Annotated in this window: 16 protein-coding genes and 3 pseudogenes; 10 read left to right on the top strand and 9 right to left on the bottom strand. The window is 69.8% G+C overall.

What is annotated here, in order from left to right; all coding sequences use genetic code 11:
• Positions 1-93: 93 nt before the first annotated feature.
• From ACWD12_RS17820 to ACWD12_RS17810, 3 genes are all read right to left on the bottom strand, one after another.
• Positions 94-933 (bottom strand): DUF1206 domain-containing protein, encoded by an 840-nt coding sequence (locus tag ACWD12_RS17820; RefSeq protein ID WP_450100279.1) that lies wholly within the window; start codon positions 931-933, stop codon positions 94-96.
• On the bottom strand, positions 930-1,496 hold the full coding sequence (locus ACWD12_RS17815) for a GNAT family N-acetyltransferase (RefSeq protein WP_450100278.1): 567 nt from the start codon (positions 1,494-1,496) through the stop codon (positions 930-932). Before ACWD12_RS17815 ends, ACWD12_RS17820 begins: the two co-directional genes overlap by 4 nt.
• A 99-nt stretch (positions 1,497-1,595) precedes the next feature.
• Entirely contained in the window at positions 1,596-1,799 is a 204-nt protein-coding gene (locus ACWD12_RS17810) for a hypothetical protein (protein ID WP_450100277.1), read from the bottom strand.
• A gap of 828 nt (positions 1,800-2,627) precedes the next feature.
• Here ACWD12_RS17810 and ACWD12_RS17805 point away from each other — a divergent pair.
• From ACWD12_RS17805 to ACWD12_RS17785, 5 genes are all read left to right on the top strand, one after another.
• The gene (locus ACWD12_RS17805; RefSeq protein WP_450100515.1) at positions 2,628-3,032 is read left to right on the top strand and encodes an Asp23/Gls24 family envelope stress response protein; all 405 of its coding nucleotides are present in this window, start codon (positions 2,628-2,630) and stop codon (positions 3,030-3,032) included.
• Positions 3,033-3,149: 117 nt separating this feature from the next.
• Entirely contained in the window at positions 3,150-3,416 is a 267-nt protein-coding gene (locus ACWD12_RS17800; protein ID WP_450100276.1) for a GlsB/YeaQ/YmgE family stress response membrane protein, read from the top strand.
• 564 nt (positions 3,417-3,980) lie between these two features.
• Positions 3,981-4,463 carry an STAS domain-containing protein gene (locus ACWD12_RS17795; protein WP_450100275.1) on the top strand — a complete coding sequence of 161 codons (483 nt, stop codon included), beginning with the start codon at positions 3,981-3,983 and terminating at the stop codon, positions 4,461-4,463.
• Between the two features lie 593 nt (positions 4,464-5,056).
• On the top strand, positions 5,057-5,494 hold the full coding sequence (locus ACWD12_RS17790; protein ID WP_450100274.1) for a response regulator: 438 nt from the start codon (positions 5,057-5,059) through the stop codon (positions 5,492-5,494).
• A 183-nt stretch (positions 5,495-5,677) separates the two neighbouring features.
• Complete coding sequence (locus tag ACWD12_RS17785) at positions 5,678-5,932, top strand: hypothetical protein (protein ID WP_450100273.1); 255 nt, start codon at positions 5,678-5,680, stop codon at positions 5,930-5,932.
• A gap of 467 nt (positions 5,933-6,399) precedes the next feature.
• Here the strand turns inward: ACWD12_RS17785 and ACWD12_RS17780 are convergent, their stop codons facing one another.
• The 5 genes from ACWD12_RS17780 to ACWD12_RS17760 form a co-directional block, all read right to left on the bottom strand.
• Positions 6,400-7,503 carry a fatty acid desaturase family protein gene (locus ACWD12_RS17780; RefSeq protein WP_450100272.1) on the bottom strand — a complete coding sequence of 368 codons (1,104 nt, stop codon included), beginning with the start codon at positions 7,501-7,503 and terminating at the stop codon, positions 6,400-6,402.
• 20 nt (positions 7,504-7,523) lie between these two features.
• Positions 7,524-8,627 carry a ferredoxin reductase gene (locus ACWD12_RS17775; RefSeq protein WP_450100271.1) on the bottom strand — a complete coding sequence of 368 codons (1,104 nt, stop codon included), beginning with the start codon at positions 8,625-8,627 and terminating at the stop codon, positions 7,524-7,526.
• A 536-nt stretch (positions 8,628-9,163) separates the two neighbouring features.
• Positions 9,164-9,619 (bottom strand): hypothetical protein, encoded by a 456-nt coding sequence (locus ACWD12_RS17770; protein WP_450100270.1) that lies wholly within the window; start codon positions 9,617-9,619, stop codon positions 9,164-9,166.
• 19 nt (positions 9,620-9,638) lie between these two features.
• Complete coding sequence (locus tag ACWD12_RS17765; protein WP_450100269.1) at positions 9,639-9,797, bottom strand: hypothetical protein; 159 nt, start codon at positions 9,795-9,797, stop codon at positions 9,639-9,641.
• A gap of 428 nt (positions 9,798-10,225) precedes the next feature.
• Complete coding sequence (locus ACWD12_RS17760; protein ID WP_450100268.1) at positions 10,226-10,951, bottom strand: YhjD/YihY/BrkB family envelope integrity protein; 726 nt, start codon at positions 10,949-10,951, stop codon at positions 10,226-10,228.
• 617 nt (positions 10,952-11,568) lie between these two features.
• On the opposite strand from ACWD12_RS17760, the pseudogene ACWD12_RS17755 reads away from it, so the two are divergent.
• Positions 11,569-12,012, top strand: a pseudogene (locus ACWD12_RS17755) (recombinase family protein); the annotation flags it as partial.
• Between the two features lie 45 nt (positions 12,013-12,057).
• Here the strand turns inward: ACWD12_RS17755 and ACWD12_RS17750 are convergent.
• Positions 12,058-13,047 (bottom strand): annotated as a pseudogene (locus ACWD12_RS17750) (ISL3 family transposase); the annotation flags it as partial.
• 316 nt (positions 13,048-13,363) lie between these two features.
• On the opposite strand from ACWD12_RS17750, the gene ACWD12_RS17745 reads away from it, so the two are divergent.
• The 4 genes and pseudogenes from ACWD12_RS17745 to ACWD12_RS17730 all read left to right on the top strand — a co-directional run bounded on the left by ACWD12_RS17745 (position 13,364) and on the right by ACWD12_RS17730 (position 19,033).
• Positions 13,364-14,629: an IS110 family transposase gene (locus ACWD12_RS17745; RefSeq protein ID WP_450100267.1), complete on the top strand. Its 1,266-nt coding sequence runs from the start codon at positions 13,364-13,366 to the stop codon at positions 14,627-14,629.
• Positions 14,630-15,051: 422 nt separating this feature from the next.
• Positions 15,052-16,230: a hypothetical protein gene (locus tag ACWD12_RS17740; RefSeq protein ID WP_450100266.1), complete on the top strand. Its 1,179-nt coding sequence runs from the start codon at positions 15,052-15,054 to the stop codon at positions 16,228-16,230.
• 175 nt (positions 16,231-16,405) lie between these two features.
• Positions 16,406-17,438, top strand: a pseudogene (locus tag ACWD12_RS17735) (integrase core domain-containing protein); the annotation flags it as partial.
• 155 nt (positions 17,439-17,593) lie between these two features.
• The gene (locus ACWD12_RS17730; RefSeq protein WP_450100265.1) at positions 17,594-19,033 is read left to right on the top strand and encodes an IS3 family transposase; all 1,440 of its coding nucleotides are present in this window, start codon (positions 17,594-17,596) and stop codon (positions 19,031-19,033) included.
• The last annotated feature ends 164 nt before the right edge of the window (positions 19,034-19,197 follow it).

Below are 19,197 nucleotides of genomic sequence, written 5' to 3'. Positions count from 1 at the left end.
CTCGCGAGTACGACCGAGTACGAGCTTCGGGCCCGCGCCTTGCGATGCACCGCACTGAACGACGAGAACCGGCAAACCTTCCCGGCCACAGCACTAGACCTTGCGCCAGCGGGCCATCGCGAAGGAGAACAGCCCGAACAGGACCAGCCCCACCGCTATGGCCACGAGCAGCAGCGGCCCGGCCGGGGTGTCGGCGAACGAGCGGAGTGTGTCGTCCATGCCCTTGGCTTTGTCCGGGTCGTACTTGACGGCCGCCACGACCGCGAAGCAGCCCGCCGCGACGAAGACGACACCGCGGCTGACGCCCCCCACGATGCCGAGGGTGTCCACGGCCCTTTCCGTGCCCTTCGACATTTCGGAGAGCTTGAGGTGCTTGCGGTACTCCCTCTTGATCGCGCGGACCGTGACCCAGATCCCGGCGCCGGCGATGACCACGCCGACGAGGCCGACCAGCCAGCGGCCGACGGGCAGGTCCAGGACGTTCGCGGTGGCGTCCTTGGACTGCTTGTCGCTGGAGCCACCGCCGCTGTCCTTCTCCCCGGCCGCGAAGGAGATCACCGAGGCGGCCACGAAGGAGTAGAAGACGAACCGTGCCGCGGCGAGCAGCCGCTTGGAGGTGTCGTGGCCGCCCGGTCCGGCCGCTCCGAGCACGGCCTCCGACAGCCGCCACAACGCCATGCACACCAGACCGACGCCCACCGTCCAGACCAGGAACGCCCCGAACGGCTGCTCGCCCAGCTCGGTCAGCGCCCCGCCGCGGTCGGCCTGCTTGCCTTTGTCGTCCAGGGCGACCTGGACGGCCAACGCGCCGACCAGCAGGTACACGACCCCGCGGGCCGCCAGGCCGGCGCGGGCGACGACGTTGACCGCCGGGCTCCCGCTGCCGGCGCCGCGCTGGGCTGTCGCTTCGGGACCTGCTGTCCGGGTGCTCATCGGGACACGGCCTTCCGGTTTGCGTGCTGGTCGGGCGGGGGCTTGTTCGGTTGCACCGGGTGCGTCCACACGCCGCGGACCGGGCTGGTGGCATCGGTTCGCAGGCTTCCGGTGCGGGTCCATCCCCAGCCCACGAAGGCGTTGTGGGCTGGGATGTTCGTCGCCTCGGCGAAGGCGGCCACCAGGTCCGCGCCGCACCGGGTGAGCAGGTGCCCCATCATGCGGGAGGCGACGCCCCGCCGTCGGCAGTCGGGCTGGGGCATCAGGCCGATGACGGCGAACGCCCTTTCCCGCGAGATGAGTTCCTTGATCTGGTTTGGCGGTTCGCCGAAATACCCGCGCCACCAATCTCCTTCGGGGTCGAGGGCGGAGCCGTAGGCGCAACCGGCCTCGCCGACGGCCACCATCGTGAACCCTGGCCGCGCGGTGTCGATGGTGAATTGCTCCAGGAAGACCTCGCGGTCACGAAGGTCCTCGCCCACCGCTCCGCCGTACGCCACCGCCGACAGGTCGGCGACGGCGTCGCGCCGGGTCCGGGCCCGCCGTCGGCTCAACGCCCGCATGAACATCGCGCCTGCACCCGCCTTTCCGCGACCGGGTCTTGCTGGTCGGCGCCCGAGGGGCGCCTGTGTACGCGCTGCTCGCCCGTGCGACGGTCCGCCTCAAACCGTTCCAGGTGCGGTCCGTCCGGCCGTCGGCTGCGACGCGCTGGTTGCCGGCGTCGTGGCCGTGGTCCCTGTCGGGCTTCGTGCGCGCGCGTGCCTGGCATGTGTGCCGGTCGTCGGCGCCGGGGTGAACGGCATGGTGACAAGGCCGACCCCGAACAACACCAGGGTCAGCACGTCGAGGACGATCCGCAACAGCATGGCCAGGTCTCCGCACGGTCAAGATCCGCGGGGTCCCGGCGAAACGGCGTCAGGGCTGCTGCCCGGACAGTCCGGGAGCGCTGTCACTCTGTGCCGTATCTGCCAGTCAACGCCCCGCATCCACTCCTGTCAACGCTTGCTCGACGTCGGGGAGTTCGCCATCGCGACCGGCCGTGCCGGTCGTCGGCAGGCTCAGCGGGACCGGTGCCACCGCGTTCCGGCCTCGCGGCATGATGGCTGCCTTGGGGACGACGACGGGCCGCGGTGCGCTGCGGCGAACGCGTCCGGTTCCACCGGGGGGCTGGAGCCGCAGCGCCCACGCCAGCCCCGGCCGACCCGTCCACACAGGAGGCAACACGCCAACGCGCCAACGGTGTTCAGGGACTCGGGACTTTGGCCGGCGTCGGGCCTGGCCGGGCTGCCTCTGGGGGACTACGTTGGAGTCAGCGGCCCCGGCCCCCGGCAGCGCGACGATCCGTCCGCTCCCAGGAGGCACGTGGTGCACGCGCTTTCCGCTCTCTGGCTGATCGCCGTCCGCGTACGCGGGTTCCTCTACCGCACCCGGACGGCCACACGCGTAGGCGTCTCGCCGGTCAGGCGGCCCGCCTGGTCTGACTTCGCAGCCGGGCCTGGCGGGACCGGTCGGCCGATGCCCGTCCGTTGGTGGAACTTCCGAGGAGGTGGCTTCGCGTGACGGAGCCGATCAGCCAAACCCTGCCCAAGCCCCAGCCGCAGGCGCACATCCAGCCCAGGCCCGGCCCGGAGCACCCGGTCACGCCGCTCGAGCCCCGGGTCTTCGAGCCGACCGCTGACCCGACTCCGCAGGCCCTGCTCGTCGAGGAAGCCGCGACCCGCGGGAAGACGGTCGTCGCCGACGGCGTCGTCGAGAAGATCGCCGGGCTGGCCGCCCGCGAAGTCCGCGGGATCCACGCCATGGGCGGCGGGTTCGCTCGCGGCTACGGCGCGATGCGCGACCGGATGCCCGGCACCGCAACCGATGTCAGCCGCGGCGTGAAAGTCGAAGTCGGCGAGAAGCAGACCGCCATCGACCTGACGGTGGTGGTCGACTACGGGATCAGCATCGCCGATGTCGCGGCTGACGTCCGCGGACACGTCGTGGAAGCCGTTGAGCACATGACCGGCCTGGACGTCGTCGAGGTGAACATCACCGTCCACGACGTCCACCTCCCCGACGACACCACCGCCGAGGCCCCCACGCCCCGCGTGCGGTGACGCCGCTCCCGCCTGCCCGGCGTCGCGGCCACGGCGGGACGCCCCGGGAAGATCCGGCGTCCCGGAACGGCCGCTCCCCGCGGCCATCCTGCCAACGCACCGCAAGGAGCACCGGTCATGGGCATCATCGCGTGGATCATCCTCGGACTCATCGTCGGCGTCATCGCCAAATTCCTGCTCCCCGGACGCGACCCGGGCGGCTTCATCATCACGATCCTGATCGGCATCGCCGGTGCGCTTCTCGGCGGTTGGGCGGCAGCCGAACTCTTCGACCGCCCCTTCGAGAAACACTTCTTCGACCTCAAGACGTGGGGCGTGTCCATAGCCGGCGCCCTCGTCCTGTTGGTCCTCTACCGCGCCACTCTCGGCCGGTCCCGGCGTTGACCCTCACACAACCGCGGACTGCCGCACCGTCCACGCCGTCGGCTGCCGAAGCCGGCCCGGCACGGCGGCTGGGCCGTGCGGGTGACACGTCGACCGTGACGCGCCGCGGCGAAGAGACGCCCGGACGGTGGGCCGAGGCCGTTACGAAAGGCGTCCTCGGCCTGGTCGTTCATCGCTTCCCGGACAGGGGAACCGGACCATGGCCGCACAGCCGGCGAGATACGCGGAGTGCGCCGCCCGCTCGCCTGCCTGTAGTGCTCACGCCGCCAAAGCGGTTGTCAGCGGGAGGACGATTCGGCTGCGTGAGGGGTTAGGCTGTGGCTCGGACGTCCCGGACCCCGACGGCATACCGCTTGTCGCCACTGATGGCTGCGCGGTGCGGATCCGGTTGACCCGCACCGCGCGGTGCATCCCCCGAAGGCGAACACCGGACCACCGATTTCCGGAGGCCCCGTTCGCCTTCCCTACAGGAACGCATCACCGCCCCTGCCGCGTGCCGGGTGCCCGGGAGGATCCGGGCGCCGTCTCAGTACGCCGGGCGGCCTTTTGGGAATCGAGGCGTCCATGCCCACCCCATGCATCGCCCCCTTCGGCACACCTACACCGGTTAGCCCGTCCGCGCTGCTCCACCCGTTCCTGAACGTCTCCCGTCGCGACACCCGCGACCGCGCGGTGGTCACCCTGGCCGGAGACATCGACCCCGACTCCGAGGCGCTGCTGCGCCTGGTGTTGGCACGGTGCCTGGCCGACGGCGTCCGCGCCATCGACGTCGACCTGGCGCAGGTCGCCTACTGCGGCTGCTGCGGCCTGCGCGTCTTCCTGGAAGCGTCGGCTGCCACCGCCGCGGCCGGCGGCATACTGCGCCTGCGCCGCCCGGGTCCGCTGGTAACCCGGCTGCTCGACGTCACCGGAACCACCGCGCTGCTGTTCGGCCTCCCCGCAACACAGATCCGGGCCCCGCACCTTCCGGCGCCGGCCGACGCCCTCTTCGACTGCCTCGCCGGAACCGGCGTTCCGCCCGCACGCCGCGCACCCCTGGCGGCGTGACCAGTTGCGGCCCGCGCGGGCCCCACCACTGGTCGCGGAAGTCGGGGGCGGGAGCCGCCGGTTCGTCGCTCGCCTCTGGTGGGGGCGGTCCGGCATGACAGACGGCGACCGGTATCCCGGTCTGGTCCGGTACGAGGATCGTCTCGGGGGCGGCGTCGGTGTCGCCGACCGCGAGGCACGGGAAGCAGTCGCGGTAGGTCAGCGTCAACTCCCCGGGCCGCGCACCGGCAGAGACGGCCTTGTCCCGGGGGGGTCATGTCGGCGTCCCCTCGCTCGGCTGGCCGACCTTGGCGGATCGTCCCACGATGCGGCTGCGACATCGCTCCTTTTCGCCGCAGGGGCGTCCGCACGGTGCTGCGTGGGGGCCAGCAGCCGCCAGGGCACGGCGGATCCGGAGCTGCCGCGGCTGCCCAGCACCGCGCGAAGGCGGTCCTGCCCGCCGGCGAGCATCTCCGCGCGGACCCGCTCCACCCCGGTCCGGCCCCGCACCCACGCCCGCGTCGACCGCGTTGCCGTCCGGCACCGGCCAGCCGCGGGCGCGCCCGACGCCGGGCATTCACACCAACCACACGACAGGAATCGGGGAACAACCCATGCCCACAGCCATTCCGCCGTCCGGATACTCGGTCCTGATGGTGGAGGACGACGACGCCGACGCGATGCTGGTGGAGGAAGCCATGGCCAGCGCTGATGGTGCGGCCCGCTCGATACACCGCGAACCGGACGGGGTCGCCGCCCTGGCGCGGCTGCGCGACCGCTCGGCGCCGCGGCCGGACCTGATCATGCTGGACCTGAACATGCCGCGCATGAACGGCCACGAGTTCCTCAAGGTCGTCAAGGCCGACGACGACCTGAAGACCATCCCCGTCGTGGTGCTGACCACCTCCCAGGCTCCCGACGACATCACCGCCGCCTACCGTGACCACGGCAACGCGTACGTCACCAAGCCCGTCAACCTCGACGACTTCGCGCGCGCCGTGCACAGCATCGACCGGTTCTTCCTCGACACCATCACCCTGCCCACCCCTTGACCGGTACACCAACCCTGCGGCAGACAAAAGAACTTCGTGGTCCTTGCTATCGCGACCGCCCGCGAGGCGGAACGGTGCGTGTAGCGTCACGACGTCCGGCCGGTAGCGGATACGGCTGTTCGGCGGTGCGGGGCGCGATGTCATCACCGCAGCGCATACCGGATCGTCACCGCCATCCAGGCCATGGCCTCATCCTGGCCCGGGGTCACCGCGCATCCGACCGGGGCGTGGGCCATCCAGGTCGCCCGTGAGTTCCCGGCCGACCTTGAGGACGCCCGACACCGGTTCGCGCATCTGATCCGCGATCGGAACGCGAAGTTCTCCGCCGCGTTCGACGCCGTCTTCGCCGCGATCGGCATCGCGGTCGTTCCCACCGCGCCCCAGGCACCATGGACGAACGCGTTCGCGGAACTCTGGATCGCCTACGCCCGCCGCTGATGCACCGACCAGCTCCTCGTCACCGGCGTCCACCACCTGCGCGTAGTCCTCGACGCATACGTCGAGCACTACAACTCCGACCGCAGCCACCAAGGCCACGGACTCGACCTGCGGGCCCCGGACGACGTCCCGAACGTGATCACATTCCCGCCCCGACCGGATTCGACGCCGCCAACGACTCGGAGGGATCCTCAAGTTCGCGCGCCCGGAGGCCACGCGGCCCAGGCGCCCGCCGGAGATGCCAGCGATGCCAGCGCACGCCACGAGGACACCACTCCCCCCAGCTCCCCAGCTCTCCCAGTTCCTGGCACCGCAGCCACGACCATCCAGCGCCAGGGGTCGCGTGTGACCGGATAGCGGCTATTCATCGCCGGCTGCATGGCCTGGACACTCGCCTCGCGTCGGTACTGACGCCGTGCAGACGCGGCGGCGCCCAGGGGTTGTTAGCGCGTCAGCAGACGCCGCGCTTACGCCGTGGGCAGGGCGTGGCGCAGGACGCGGCCCCACATCGAGGCGTACTGGCGCGACAGCGGGCCGGTGACGTAACCGATGCCGTACTGCTCGCAGAGTTCCCGTACCCGCGGGGCCATCTCCGCGTAGCGGTTGCTCGGCAGGTCGGGGAAGAGGTGGTGTTCGATCTGGTGGCCGAGGTTGCCACTGAGGATGTGGAAGAGCGGGCCGCCTTCGATGTTCGCGGACCCTTGGATCTGGCGTGCGTACCACTGGGCGCGCGGTTCGTCCGCGACTTGGTGTTCGGTGAAGGTCCGTACGTCGTCGGGGAAGTGGCCGCAGAAGATGATGGTGTGCGCCCACACGTTGCGCACGGTGTTCGCCACCAGGTTGCCGAGCAGGCAGGGCAGCGCGGACGGCCCGGCGAGCGCGGGGAACACCAGGTAGTCCTTGGCGAGTTGCCTTGCGGCCTTGCGGCCCAGTCGGCGGATGTCGCGCAGCAGGCTCGTGCGCGTCTTGCCGCCCTCGGCGACGGCTTCGGTCTCCAGGTCGAACAGGGCGATGCCCCATTCGAAGACGGGGGCCAGGAGCACGTTGTACAGCGGTTGGACCAGGTGGATCGGCTTCCACGGCTGTTCCGGGGTCATCCGCAGGATCGTGTACCCGAGGTCGCGGTCGCGGCCGACGACGTTGGTCCAGGTGTGGTGCAGGTCGTTGTGGGTGTGCTTCCAGGCGTCGGCGGGGGTGAGGAAGTCCCATTCCCACGTGGTGGAGTGGATGGCGGGGTCGCCCATCCAGTCCCATTGGCCGTGCAGGACGTTGTGGCCGATCTCCATGTTCTCCAGGATCTTGGCGATGCTGAGCATCGCCGTCCCCGCGACCCAGGCAGGCGGGAACAGCGAGACGGCGAGGGCGATGCGGCCGCCAACTTCGAGGCCGCGCTGGGTGGCGATCACGGTACGGATGTAGCGGGCGTCGTCGCTGCCTCGGGCGGCCGTGACGTCGGCGCGGATGCGGTCGAGCTCCGCGCCGAAATCGTCGGCCGGGCATGCCGGGCAGACCGGGGATGCAGGGGCGGCAGAGCGGGTAGGGGACCGCACTTCCAGGGCGTCAACGGACATGGTGGTCCTCTCCGGGCGGGTCACAGATCGAGTGCGAGGGGTCCCACCGCAGCCGAAACGCAGGTCTGGATCAGTCGGCCGGGCTCGCCGTTGACCTCGCCGGTGCGCAGGTCGCGGACCCGGCCGTGGACCAGCGGGGCCAGGCAGCCGAAGCAGATCCCGCGGCGGCAGCCGTACGGCATCGCGACGCCTGCCTGCTCGCCGACTTCGAGGAGCGGGACGGACGCGTGGGCGCGCGCCTTGACCCCCGAGCGCGCGAAGTGGACGCGCCCGGCGGCGGCGCGGGTGGCGGAGGGGGCGAACGGGGCGAGCTGGAACCGTTCGAGGTGCAGGCGGCCCGCGACCCCGGCGTGTGCCCAGTGCCCTTGGACGTTGTCGAGCATCGGTCCGGGGCCGCAGGCCCAGGTCTCGCGCTCCGGCCAGTCCGGACAGAGCTCGGCGATGTGCCGGGGGCTCAGATGCCCGATTGGAAGGCCGTGCCGGCGGGTGTGGTGCTCGTGGAATCGGAACCACGGCAACCGGCGGTTCATGGCGAGGAGTTCGCTGCGGAACAGGCAGGCGCGGGCGTCGGGCGCGCTGTGCAGCAGCAGCACTTCCGGGTGCGGGGGCGGGCGCTGCCCGAGTGTCCGGAGCAGCCCCATGACGGGGGTGATCCCGCTGCCCGCGGTGACCATCAGCATGCGCGGCGGCAGTACGCCGGGCAGTGTGAACTCGCCTTGTGCCGGGCCCAGTCGCAGCACCGTCCCGGGTGGGGAGCGGTGTGCCAGGAACGGCGACGCCCGGCCGTGCGGCGCCGCCTTGATGGTGATCTCCACGAGTCCGTCCGCGCGGCCGGCGGGCGAGGTGAGCGAGTACGTGCGCCACACGCGCACGCCGTTTACCTCGACCCCGACGGGCAGGTACTGCCCGGCGCGGTGTCCGGCCCAGCCCCGGCCGGGACGGATCACCAGGGTCGTGGCGTCGGCGGTCTCCGCGCGTACCGCCGTCACGCGGCCTGCGGGATGCCGGGCGTCGAGCAGCGGATCGACCAGGCCGAGGTAGTCGTCGGGTGACAGCGGGCTGGTCAGCCATCCCGCCGCCGCGTACAGGCGGTTGAAAGCCCATCCGGGCGAAGCCGGGAACACGTGCGGACTCCCCTCGTCGCGCCGCACAGGGGACTCTTCGGCACCCTGTGTCGTTGCACGCGGGCGGGGTCTCGACCCGGCGCCACCAGCCTAACCGCAGCAGCTCGTTCCCCGCCTCGGCGAGGTGGCCGGTTCACGCCAAACAAACGCGCCCGGCCGGGCGAATGGCTGGAACGCGCGGCCCTCGATGATCAGGCAGCGGCCGCGAACACCGCCTGGCCTGCAGACCCCCTCGGATGCCAGGTCACCGAAAAACCGGAAATCCCCGGCCGCGTCGACCTCTGCACCGTCCAGGCCGACAAACCCACCGCCCTGCGCCTGTCCGGCGCGCCGCCGTGCACCGGTGTCTCCGTCGCCGTGGTCGAGGACAGCCCCGCACCGCGCGTGTACAGCCCCGCCAACCTGTGCTTCGACATCACCCTCGTCAACCTCGAACCCGGCAATCGGTACGTGATCATCGTCTGGCACGACCAAGGCAAGACCACGGACTACACGTTCCGGGTGATCGGGCGCCAAAGCGAAAGGCAACCGCGACCTTACGACTTGCAAGACCGCGGATCCCGCCGGGCGTCGCCATTACCCCGTTCTGTAGACCAGCTGCTGGCCGTGGCCGAGCAGGATGTTGATCCACAGCGCCGCCATGCCGTTCGCCCTACCTCCTCGGACGGGTCCTGCGGACACCGCAGTTGCCGGCATCGGACGCCTTGTCGGCCGGGTCCGAACGCCTGGGGGCACGAACCGGCGTCCGGTTCGGGGAGGGTGTCGGCGCCGAGGAAGAACCGGTCGATGCCGCGCACTGTGCGGGTGAAGTGGTCGAGGTTGACCGCCTTGGTGACATAGGCGTTGCCGTGGTCGCGGTACGCGGCCTCGATGGCGTCGGGCGCCTGGGAGGTGGTCGGCACCACCACGGGGATGGTCCGCAGGTCCCCGTCGGCCTTGACGCGGCGCAGGAACTCGCGGCCGTTCATGCGCGGCCTGTTCAGATCCAACACGATCAGGTCCGGACGCCGGTCACGCGGCAACTCCAGCGCGGCCACCCCCGTCGCATTCGCGGTGGAGGGAACGCGCCCCTCCCAGGCTGAGCAGCACTTCCTCGACCAGCATCGCATCGACGTCGTCGTCCTCCACCAACAGCGCCGAGTAGCCGGACGGCGGCCTGCCAGTCGTCACACTGGTCCTCGTTTCCTGCGGGCGGAGCGCTCCGGGCCGCAGTTGCCGTACGGCAACGTATCCCACCTCGCCTCGCCGCTGGACCGGCCAGGGCCACGCCCGGTGTCCGTCGCGCCCAGATCCGGTTCGGCTGCACGATCGAGCTCCTCGGACCTGCGGCAGGGAACCGGCGCGGATCTCCAGCTCGAACGCCAGCGGTCGACGTGGCCGGACCAGAAGTCGTGGAGCACAGAACTCCTCCAGGGAGTCGCCGAGTTCGCTGACATCCGGATCGACGGTCGGGTGGAACTCGATCTCCCGGGACCGGCCGCAGGGGTCCGTCCCGTCGGGCAGAGCCGGATCGGGGTGTTCCCGCCGACCGTCCTTGTCACCCACCCCGTGTGCTGCCGTGGATGTCGGCGAGGATCACGCCCTGGGTCGGCGTCCGTTCACGCCCGCCGCCGCAGCGCCCGCGTCGCGCGGGGCAGTTCCTCGTCCAGCAAACGGCCGACCAGCGCGCCGCCGAACACCACCACGCCCACGCCCACCAGCCAGGACTGGATCACCAGCACCGTCCCGAACGGGCCGTACGTGACCGCGTTCGAGGCGATCAGCGGCGAGAAAACCAGCCGGGAGAACAACCTCAGCCCAAGCAGCCCCGCCGTCGTGGCCACCGCCCCGGGCAGCAGCGCACGCCACGCGATACGACCGCCCAGCAGCAGCCGCTGCGACCACCAGAAGAACACCACCGCGCTCAGCACCGCCAGCACCCCGCCGACCGGCGAACGACGCCACAGCGAGCTGGTCGCCGACACGAACAAGAACCCCGTCAGCACAGCCAGCCACAGCACGTGCCGCCACCTGGCCCACCACCGAGCCGGCACCAGACCCCAGACCTTCTCGTACCCGATCTGCACCGCAGCGCCGAACGACACCCCGAACACCGCCAGCGCCGCGAGACCGAACGCCGTCGTCGTCCGGAACGTCTGCGCCGGCCGCGCGAACAACCGCTCCACCTCGACCCGGGCAGCCGACGACACCCCCAGCGCATCGCCCAGCCACTGCGCGAACCCCCGCCCCCGCTCCGGATCCGCCGCCGAGACCACGAACAGCAGCGGCACCAGCGTCAGCAGACCCAGCGCCGCGAAACCCAGCGCACGCTGCCACAACTCCACCTCACCGCCCCGCCGCAACCCCCGACCGACCCACGAATCACGCCACCGCAGGTGACGCGACACCCGACCCGGCGACGCGGCCCCCTCCCCCGCGGAAGAGCGGGTCACCGCAGGCCTGCATCGACGCCGGCGTCACCGGCAGGCTTCTGGGGCGGGGGCGCGAAGATGTCCACGGCATCGACCATGACACCGAATGCTCGCAGAACAGGGGGTGGTCCGCGTCGTTCGACACCAGCTCGCGTTCTCCCAGCGTGACTGGCTGAGCAACCCTCCGCTCGACGACTCCATGCCATGTCGCAAGGCGCAGCAGATTGCGGTGCTGTGATGACGACCGCAATCGCACCCCCGATGCATGCAGTCGGCAACCCCCGCAACCCCCGGGACTCCGCAGTCCACGCCGTCACCCTGGTTATGGGCGCCGTCGTCGACCTGACCTTCCTGTTCGGTTTCGGCAACGTCTGGGCGCTCGCGCCGTGGCGCACAGCCGCTCCATCCCGCGGGCGCGACGCCCCGACGCCGCCGCCTTGGTCGCCGCGCTTGCGGATCCCGACCGCGACCTCGACGCGATCGTCATCGGATCCAGCGAAAGAGCCTTCTACGGACAACAGTTCGCGACCATGGCACCGCTGTTCGCGCACTACGGAGTCTCCATGTGGCTACCCGAACTCGGCGGAGAGGACGACCCGGAGATTGCGGCACACGACGAACTCATGGTGCTGCTGGGCATCATCGCCAAACGCGAAGTCGTCCGCGCACGAATGCGGGCCCGGACCTCGATGACCGTGCAGGCCCGCGACCAAGGCCGCTACCTCGGCGGTCGACCCCCGTACGGCTATCGGCTCGTCGACGCCGGACCACACCCGAACCGCGCCCTCGCACGCCGCAGCGTCCGCGCCCGCCGCCTGGACATCGACCCGACAAACGGCCCCGTCGTCACCTGGATGTTCCAACAACGCCTCGCCGGCCACAGCATGGTCCGGATCACCCGAGCCCTCAACGACATGCAGATCCCCTGCCCGGCCGCCGCCGACCGCGAACGCAACCCCCACCGCACCGCCCAAGCGTGGACCCCCACGTCCGTGAACTCCGTGCTGAGCAACCCCCGCCCGGTAGGGATCGACCAATGTCGGCCGGTAGCGCGGCGCGCGGCGCAGGGTGTCGGGTTCGCGGGTGCGTGCGTACCGTTTGACGGTGTTCAGGGACACGTCCAGCCGGCGGGCGCACTCGAGGAGGCTGACGCCTCTGCCGAGCAGGTCGTGGACCTGATGCCAGCGTTCGCGGGTGGTCTGCTCGTGGACACCGCCGGGTCGGGGTGGGTTGACGGTGGCCCAGCACGCGCTGTGCGAGCGGACTTCGGCGAGCGTTTTATCGCATAGGTTCCGCCATAAATGCCACCTGTCGGACACCTGTATCGCGTTGGGCAGCGCGCGGCGTATCGCCTCGGCGTAGGCGCCCGAGCCGTCGCGGCAGACGATCTCGACGCCGGGATGCTGTCCCAGCCACGCTTCGAGCGCGCCGACGCCACGGCCAGCCAGCACGTCGATGCGTTCGCCGGTCTCGGCGTCCGTCAGCACCGTCGCGTAGCGATGGCGGCGCTTGAGCGCGAAGTCGTCGACGCCCAGAACCCGTGGAACCCGGCGGACCGGCAACGGGATACCGGTCAGGACACGCAAAGCCGTGCACCGCGGCACCCCGGCGCCAAGCGCCTCCAACGTCCGTGCACCCGCGCGGCCCGCGAGTTCGCGCCCCACGGCACGGACCTGGGCGAGCCGCCGCACTGTCCGACGCTGGTAGCGCTCCAAAACACCAGGGACCTGCTCACGAAACGTGATCCTGGGGCAACCTGGGGCGGGGCAGACGAATCGGCGGAGCCGCGCCAGAACGACGACCCTGCGGGCGTCAACGGGCACGTCCGTCACCGTGCGTTCATGGAAGGCGTGCACCCGACCGGTCCGAGCACCGCAATCCGGGCAAACCACCGGCCCGCCAGGCGTCCGGGCCCACACCCGGATGACATCGCCCTCGTCCACAACCTCATCGATCACCAGCGGCGCAAGCCCCGAAAACACCACGCCCACAAGCTCGTTCGCGCTCAACACCCGAACATGATCACGGACTCACACCGTGTTACCACCGAAAGTGAGGCAGAGCCGTTCGATTTACTGGTGGGCCAGATCCGCTTCGCTGATCATCTCGGGTACGGGAAAATGGGTCGGGCGTCTCGGTCAGCCGATGGGTCTGCGATGCGAGCGAGCTCGTTTTACAGGATGGCGATGGGGGCCTGCCAAGGGATCACGGATTGTTGCCAAAGCATCGAGCATCCGGTGTCGGGAGCACGCGTGTCAGACTCCACCTTCTGCCCTGGCCCCTCCGGGACGCCCGCCGGATGCGCCGCGCGGGAGGGAGAACACGATGCCCCGGCTCCAGGATGTGAAGGACGAAGTCATCCATCTGCGTTCTGCGGGGGTGGATCTGGGCAAGCGTTTCCTGCTTGCCTGCGTTCGCGCACCGAGTCCGCAGCGGGCTGGCAGCTGGTCCTTGGAGACGGAGCGGTTCGGCACGACCTCCGCCGAAGTCCGGCGCCTGCTGGCCTGGTTGCTCGAACGCCGGGTCGAGGTCGTGGTGATGGAGGCGACCTCTGACTATTGGCGCGGTGTCTACTACCTGCTGCAGCCGCACCTGAACCTGATGCTGGTGAACCCCGCCCATCTCAAGGGCATCCGGGGCCGCAAGACCGACCCCAGTGACGCGGCCTTCCTCGCACGGGCCGGCGCCTCCGGGATGGTGATGGCCTCGTTCGTTCCGCAGCGCGACATCCGGGAACTGCGCGATCTGACGCGCCGCCGCACCGAGTTGGTCCGGGCGGCGGGCTGGGAGGCCCAACGGCTGGAGAAGGAACTGGAGGACACCGGCATGAAACTGTCCTCGCTCCTGAGCGACATCACCGGCGCCAGCGGCCGGGCCATCCTGGAAGCCCTCGTCGCGGGCGAACGCGATCCGGCCCGTCTCGCCGACCTCACCCGCGGCAAGGCCCGCAACAAGATCCCCGCCCTCGTCGCAGCCCTGGACGGCGAATTCACCGACCACCACGCGTTCATGGTCCGGCACTACCTCGACGAGATCGACCGCTGGAGAGGCGTCATCGCCACGTTCGACGCCCGCATCGCCGCGCTGCTGGCCGACCGCGAGCAAGACCTGGCGAACCTGGCCACCGTTCCCGGCATCGGCCGCCTCGGCGCAGAGATCATCATCGCCGAGACCGGCGGTGACATGGCCCAGTTCGCTTCCGCCCGCCACCTGGCCTCCTGGACCGGGGTCTGCCCGGGCCAGAACGAGTCCGCTGGAGTCAGCAAGTCCGGCCGCACCCGCCCGGGCAACAGCAACCTCAAACGCCTGCTCGGCATCGCCGCCATGGTCGCGATCAGACGCAAGGACAGCTACCTCGCGGTGTTCTTCCGACGCATCGCCGCCCGGCGGGGCGGCAGACGCGCGCTGGTCGCGGTCATGCACAAACTCGCCATCGCGATCTGGCACGTCCTACACGACAAGACCGCCTACCGAGAACTCGGCACCGACCACTTCACCAAACGTGACCCCGAACGCGCCATGCGCCGCATGGTCAAGCAAGCCAACGACCTCGGACTGACCATCCGCTTCGAACCCATCACTGCCACCTGACCAGCTCGGCCGTGGTTCATTTCCGTGTCAGACCCTCCGACTCCTCCAACAGCGAGTCCATCCGCCACCTGTCCTGACTGCACCCATCCGATTTGCGCGGGTCCGATGGCGGACACGCAGCGACGTGTGAACAGAAAGCACGCATGCGACAAGATTGCTTGCCTTGCAGCGTGTGTGAATGGTCGGTGTGTGAGGCGGGTGCGTCATTCTGAAACGTGGGGTCTGGCACACCTATGTCAGGTGAGTTTTCGGAGAGGTTTTGGCCGGAGGGCCTGGGCCGCATCTGGCAGACCGTCCGCCGCCTCGCCGGGCGTGCCGATGCTCTGGCGGCAGCCTCGGCGCGTTCAGACCGGCCCTGGGCGTGGAGTATCGACCGCTCTCAGCAAGTCCTCCGCCATCTGCTCTGGCGTGCGGGTGTGCCGGTGGATCCCTTCCCGGTCCGCAATCCGTGGCTCGCCGCGGCGTCCGGGATCGCCGAAATCAACGCGGCTGCCGCCCGGGCGCTCCAAGCCTCACAAGCAGGGCTCGACGGACGTTACCCCCACGTAGCGGAGGTGACGTTCGGAGACAACGTCGATCCTGACCGGGCGCGTCATTTCCTGGACGGGATGCTGTTGGCGGCCGAGCACTTCCCCGACGCCCCGGTGTCGCTGGTGGACGACAGACCACTGAGCAACCAGCCCCTGGTCGGTGTCGACCACGGCCAAGTGTCCGCCCAGACAGGGTCGACTCTTTACATGTCCCCGTCCGCCGACAACAAGCCTGATCGCTTTGTGCACGCGCGGTCGGAAATCCTCGTGGACTCCGATTCCTACCTGTCCGCGGACCCTGACACACAGCGGATCAATGACGCCGCCCTACGCGCGACCGAGCGCGATCGGCTGCTCCTGGGGTTGGGCGCAATCCTGCCGACGCCCGCAGGTGTGCACGAGTACATCCATTCGGTCGACAAAGCGATGGCCCACCCCGAATGGCGCGAGGCCGACGTGGTCCCGGGCCATCCGCTGGCGCTGCGCGACGAGGCGTTGGCCGAGGTCGGCCGACGCGTGGGTAAACCCACGGACCAGGTATCCCGTGAGGATGTCGTAAGCGTCTGGGGAGAGTACGCGGCCACCGACCTCAGCGAGTTCGTGCCCCTCTTGGTCGCCGACAAGATCGTCAATGGGCCCTATGCGGACCGCTTCAGCCACCGTGTGTACGACCGCCTGCAAGTCGCAGTGAGCAACTTCAAACCCGGCCCCGGTGCGAAACTACAAAAATGGCGCGGGCGGCCGCGCACCGACAACTCCCACGGCATCTCCGAACTCTTCGACGAATATCCCGTGTTGCCGCCAGGCGCACCGACCGCATCGCCCGGCCGGCTGGAAGACGCCCGCATCAGCCGGACGACCGAGATCCACGGCGCGATGGCGGTCGCCTGCGCCGGTCTCACCCCCGCGGCCAACACCGCCGCGGCCCCGAAAAGCCCCGCCCCCCGTAGCCCATCCACGGTTACGGCCAACCGCCCCGAGATCCTGCGCAGTACCACCCCTCCACAGATCGACAAGGCCCACGAGCTCAAAGAAGCACCGGGCCTCGGTACGTCCCTGGAGCTCAACTGAAGTCTGGTGTCGGGGAGAGGTCGGCGTCAGGTGCACCCCGCCGTATCCCGTCGCGAGTACCTGGCCGCCCACTGTCCGGATCCGTGCAGGTGAGAGTGCCTTCGGCGGCTGCACGCGAGCGGTGTCGTTAACCCGCTGGCCGGGCACGATCGCTGCCGCGGCAGCATGATCACTCGTGCTGCTTCGACTCGCCTACCTCGCCGTTACGAACGCGTTCGCCGCATTGTGGCTGCTCCCGATGGGCGACCGCGACAAGGACGCCGAGATTCTGGCGTTGCGTCACCAGCTCACCGTCCTGGAACGCCAGCTCGGGGACCAGTGGCCGCGGTTCACCGCGGCTGACCGGGCATGGCTCGCCACGCTGCTGCACCCGCTGCCGCGCGAGGTGCTGCGACGGCTGCGGCTGACCGTGCAGCCGGACACCGTGCTGCGCTGGCACCGCGACCTGGTCCGCCGCCGAGACGCGGCCACGTCCCGCCCGAAGCGACCCTGGCGTCCGCCGACCGTCCGCTCGATCCGCGTCCTGGTGATCCGGCTGGCGCGGGAGAACCCGGCCTGGGGCTACCGCCGCATCCACCGTGAACTCGCCGTCCTCGGCATACGCATCACCGCCTCCACCGTCTGGGAGATCCTCAAGGCCGCGGACATCGACCCCGCACCCGAACGCGGCGCCACCACCTGGGCCGCGTTCCTGCGCTCCCAGACCGAGGCGGTCCTCGCGTGCGACTTCCTCGAGACGGTCACCCTGAACGGGCAGCGCCAGTACGTGCTCGCGGTCATCGAGCACGCCACCCGCCGGGTCCGGGTCCTCGGCGCCACGCCGCACCCGACCGCCGCCTGGGTGGCCCAAGCGGCCCGCAACCTGGCCTTGGACCTCGAAGACGCCGGCGCCAGGGCCGCGTTCATGATCCGCGACCGGGACGGGAAGTTCCCCGGGCTATTCGACGAGATCCTCGCCGACGCCGGGATCCGCACCGTCGTCACCGGCGTCCGCATGCCCGCGGATGAACGCGGTCATGGAACGCTGGGTTCGCACCTGCCGCCACGAACTCCTCGACCGGACGCTCATATGGAACCAACGGCATCTGCTCCACGCGCTGCGCGAGTTCGAGCGGCACTACAACCAGCATCGTCCGCACCGAACGCTCCACCAGGCGGCGCCACTACGGGCGCGGCCCGAGCCGATCACCGATCCGGACCGGATCGCATCCGAGGAGCAGCGTCCCGGAGTGGGGCTCTTTCGGAGAGCGGCGGACTTGGTCATCGGGGCGAGACCGGCCGAGGCTGCCACGATGTGGCCGATCTCGATCCCCCGCGCCTCGCGGGCCCGGGTCCAATCTTCAACCTGTCGGAGCAGCCGGGCATGGATCTGGCTGGTTTCTTCCCGCTGCGAGGGCGGCGCGGGCGTCAACACCGGTGGCTTGTCAGACAGTTCGACGATGCCGCGGCCGTCGCGGGTGTGCGGTCGTCCGTGCCAGTTCTGCAATTGCGCACCGGTCCCGGGCTTGAAGTCGCTCACCGCGACCTGCAGACGGTCGTAGACGCGATGGCTGAAGCCGTCCGCGTGGGGCCCGTTGACAATCGAGTCAGTGACCAGGACAGCGACGAACTCATTGAGGTTCGTGGCCGCGTATCTTCCCCAGACGCGGGCGATGTCCGCCGTGGTCACCTGTTACGCGGGCTTGTTCAGGCGCCGTCCGACCTCGTCCCTCGCTTCTCTACTCGGCATGCACCCGGAGACGCTTCGGACATGGGTCCGGCAGTACGAGCGGGGGCAGGAGCGCCCGGACGAGCCGCTGGCCCTGGACGAGCGCGCCAGGCTCAAAGAACTCGAACGACGAAACCGCGAGTTGGAGATGGAAGTCAGCTTCCTGAAAAAAGCCGCAGCGTACTTCGCGAAGGATCCCCGGTAGCGAGCAAGTACGAGTTCATCGAATCGATGCGACTCGATACCGCGGAGTACGCATGTCCCGTGGAGTTCATGTGCGACCGACTCGGCGTGTCCCGATCCGGATACTACGAGTGGCGCCGCCGCCCGGATTCCGCGACGTCGCAAAGGCGCGCGGAATTGATGCTGCTCGTCGCCAAGGCATTCGAGGAGTCCGACAGCACATACGGATACCGGCGCATCCACGCCCAACTCCTGCGCTGGGACGCCTCGGCCGGCCCGGAGCTGGTACGTCAGATCATGCGCGAACTGGGCCTGGTCCCCTGCCAGCCGCGGCCGAAACGCTGGTCTCTCACCCAGGCGTCGGCCGTTGCCGCGCCCGACCTGGTCGGGCGCGACTTCACCGCCGAGGCGCCCGGCGAAAAACTGGTCGGCGACATCACCTACATTCCGACCGGTGAAGGCTGGCTCTACCTGGCGACCGTTCTCGACTGCTGCACCAAGGAAGTCATCGGCTACGCGACGGGCGACCACTACCAGACGTCACTGATATCCCGCGCGATCCGCAGTGCGGCACGGAACCGCCCACTCGCCGAGGGCGCGATATTCCATTCGGACCGCGGGAGCAACTACATGTCGACGGAGTACGCGGCGGTGCTCGGCGAACTCGGGCTGCGCCGTTCCGTCGGCCGTACAGGGATCTGCTTCGACAACGCCATGGCCGAATCGTTCTTCTCGACTTTGAAGAACGAACGTGTCTCACGCGTGAGTTACCCAGGTCGCGAGGCGGCCCGACGGGACATCAACCGATACATCGAATTCTGGTACAATCGCAAACGCCTTCACTCGGCCTTGGGTTACCGCCCTCCACGCGAAGTACACGCCGAGTTCGAAGAGTTGCAACTCGCCGCATGAACTGACAGTGAGGCCTTTTCAGGTGTAGATCGTGAGGGTGAGGATGGCGGCGGTGATGCGGCTCATGCGGCTGGGGCTGCAGCGTGCGCCGCGTAGGACGCGCCAGTGCTTTGCGGTGGCGACGCCGCGTTCGACGGGCCCGCGGATGCGGGCGTGGACCCGGT

Source organism: Streptodolium elevatio (assembly GCF_053592165.1).
This window is presented reverse-complemented; position numbering and strand designations above follow the sequence as displayed.

Coding starts and splice junctions, on each gene's coding strand:
- ACWD12_RS17810 (WP_450100277.1), bottom strand. CDS start 1,799: ATGCTGTTGCGGATCGTCCTCGACGTGCTGACCCTGGTGTTGTTCGGG.
- ACWD12_RS17795 (WP_450100275.1), top strand. CDS start 3,981: ATGCCCACCCCATGCATCGCCCCCTTCGGCACACCTACACCGGTTAGC.
- ACWD12_RS17745 (WP_450100267.1), top strand. CDS start 13,364: ATGCCCCGGCTCCAGGATGTGAAGGACGAAGTCATCCATCTGCGTTCT.
- ACWD12_RS17815 (WP_450100278.1), bottom strand. CDS start 1,496: ATGCGGGCGTTGAGCCGACGGCGGGCCCGGACCCGGCGCGACGCCGTC.
- ACWD12_RS17785 (WP_450100273.1), top strand. CDS start 5,678: ATGGCCTCATCCTGGCCCGGGGTCACCGCGCATCCGACCGGGGCGTGG.
- ACWD12_RS17790 (WP_450100274.1), top strand. CDS start 5,057: ATGCCCACAGCCATTCCGCCGTCCGGATACTCGGTCCTGATGGTGGAG.
- ACWD12_RS17800 (WP_450100276.1), top strand. CDS start 3,150: ATGGGCATCATCGCGTGGATCATCCTCGGACTCATCGTCGGCGTCATC.
- ACWD12_RS17820 (WP_450100279.1), bottom strand. CDS start 933: ATGAGCACCCGGACAGCAGGTCCCGAAGCGACAGCCCAGCGCGGCGCC.
- ACWD12_RS17730 (WP_450100265.1), top strand. CDS start 17,594: ATGGATCTGGCTGGTTTCTTCCCGCTGCGAGGGCGGCGCGGGCGTCAA.
- ACWD12_RS17780 (WP_450100272.1), bottom strand. CDS start 7,503: ATGTCCGTTGACGCCCTGGAAGTGCGGTCCCCTACCCGCTCTGCCGCC.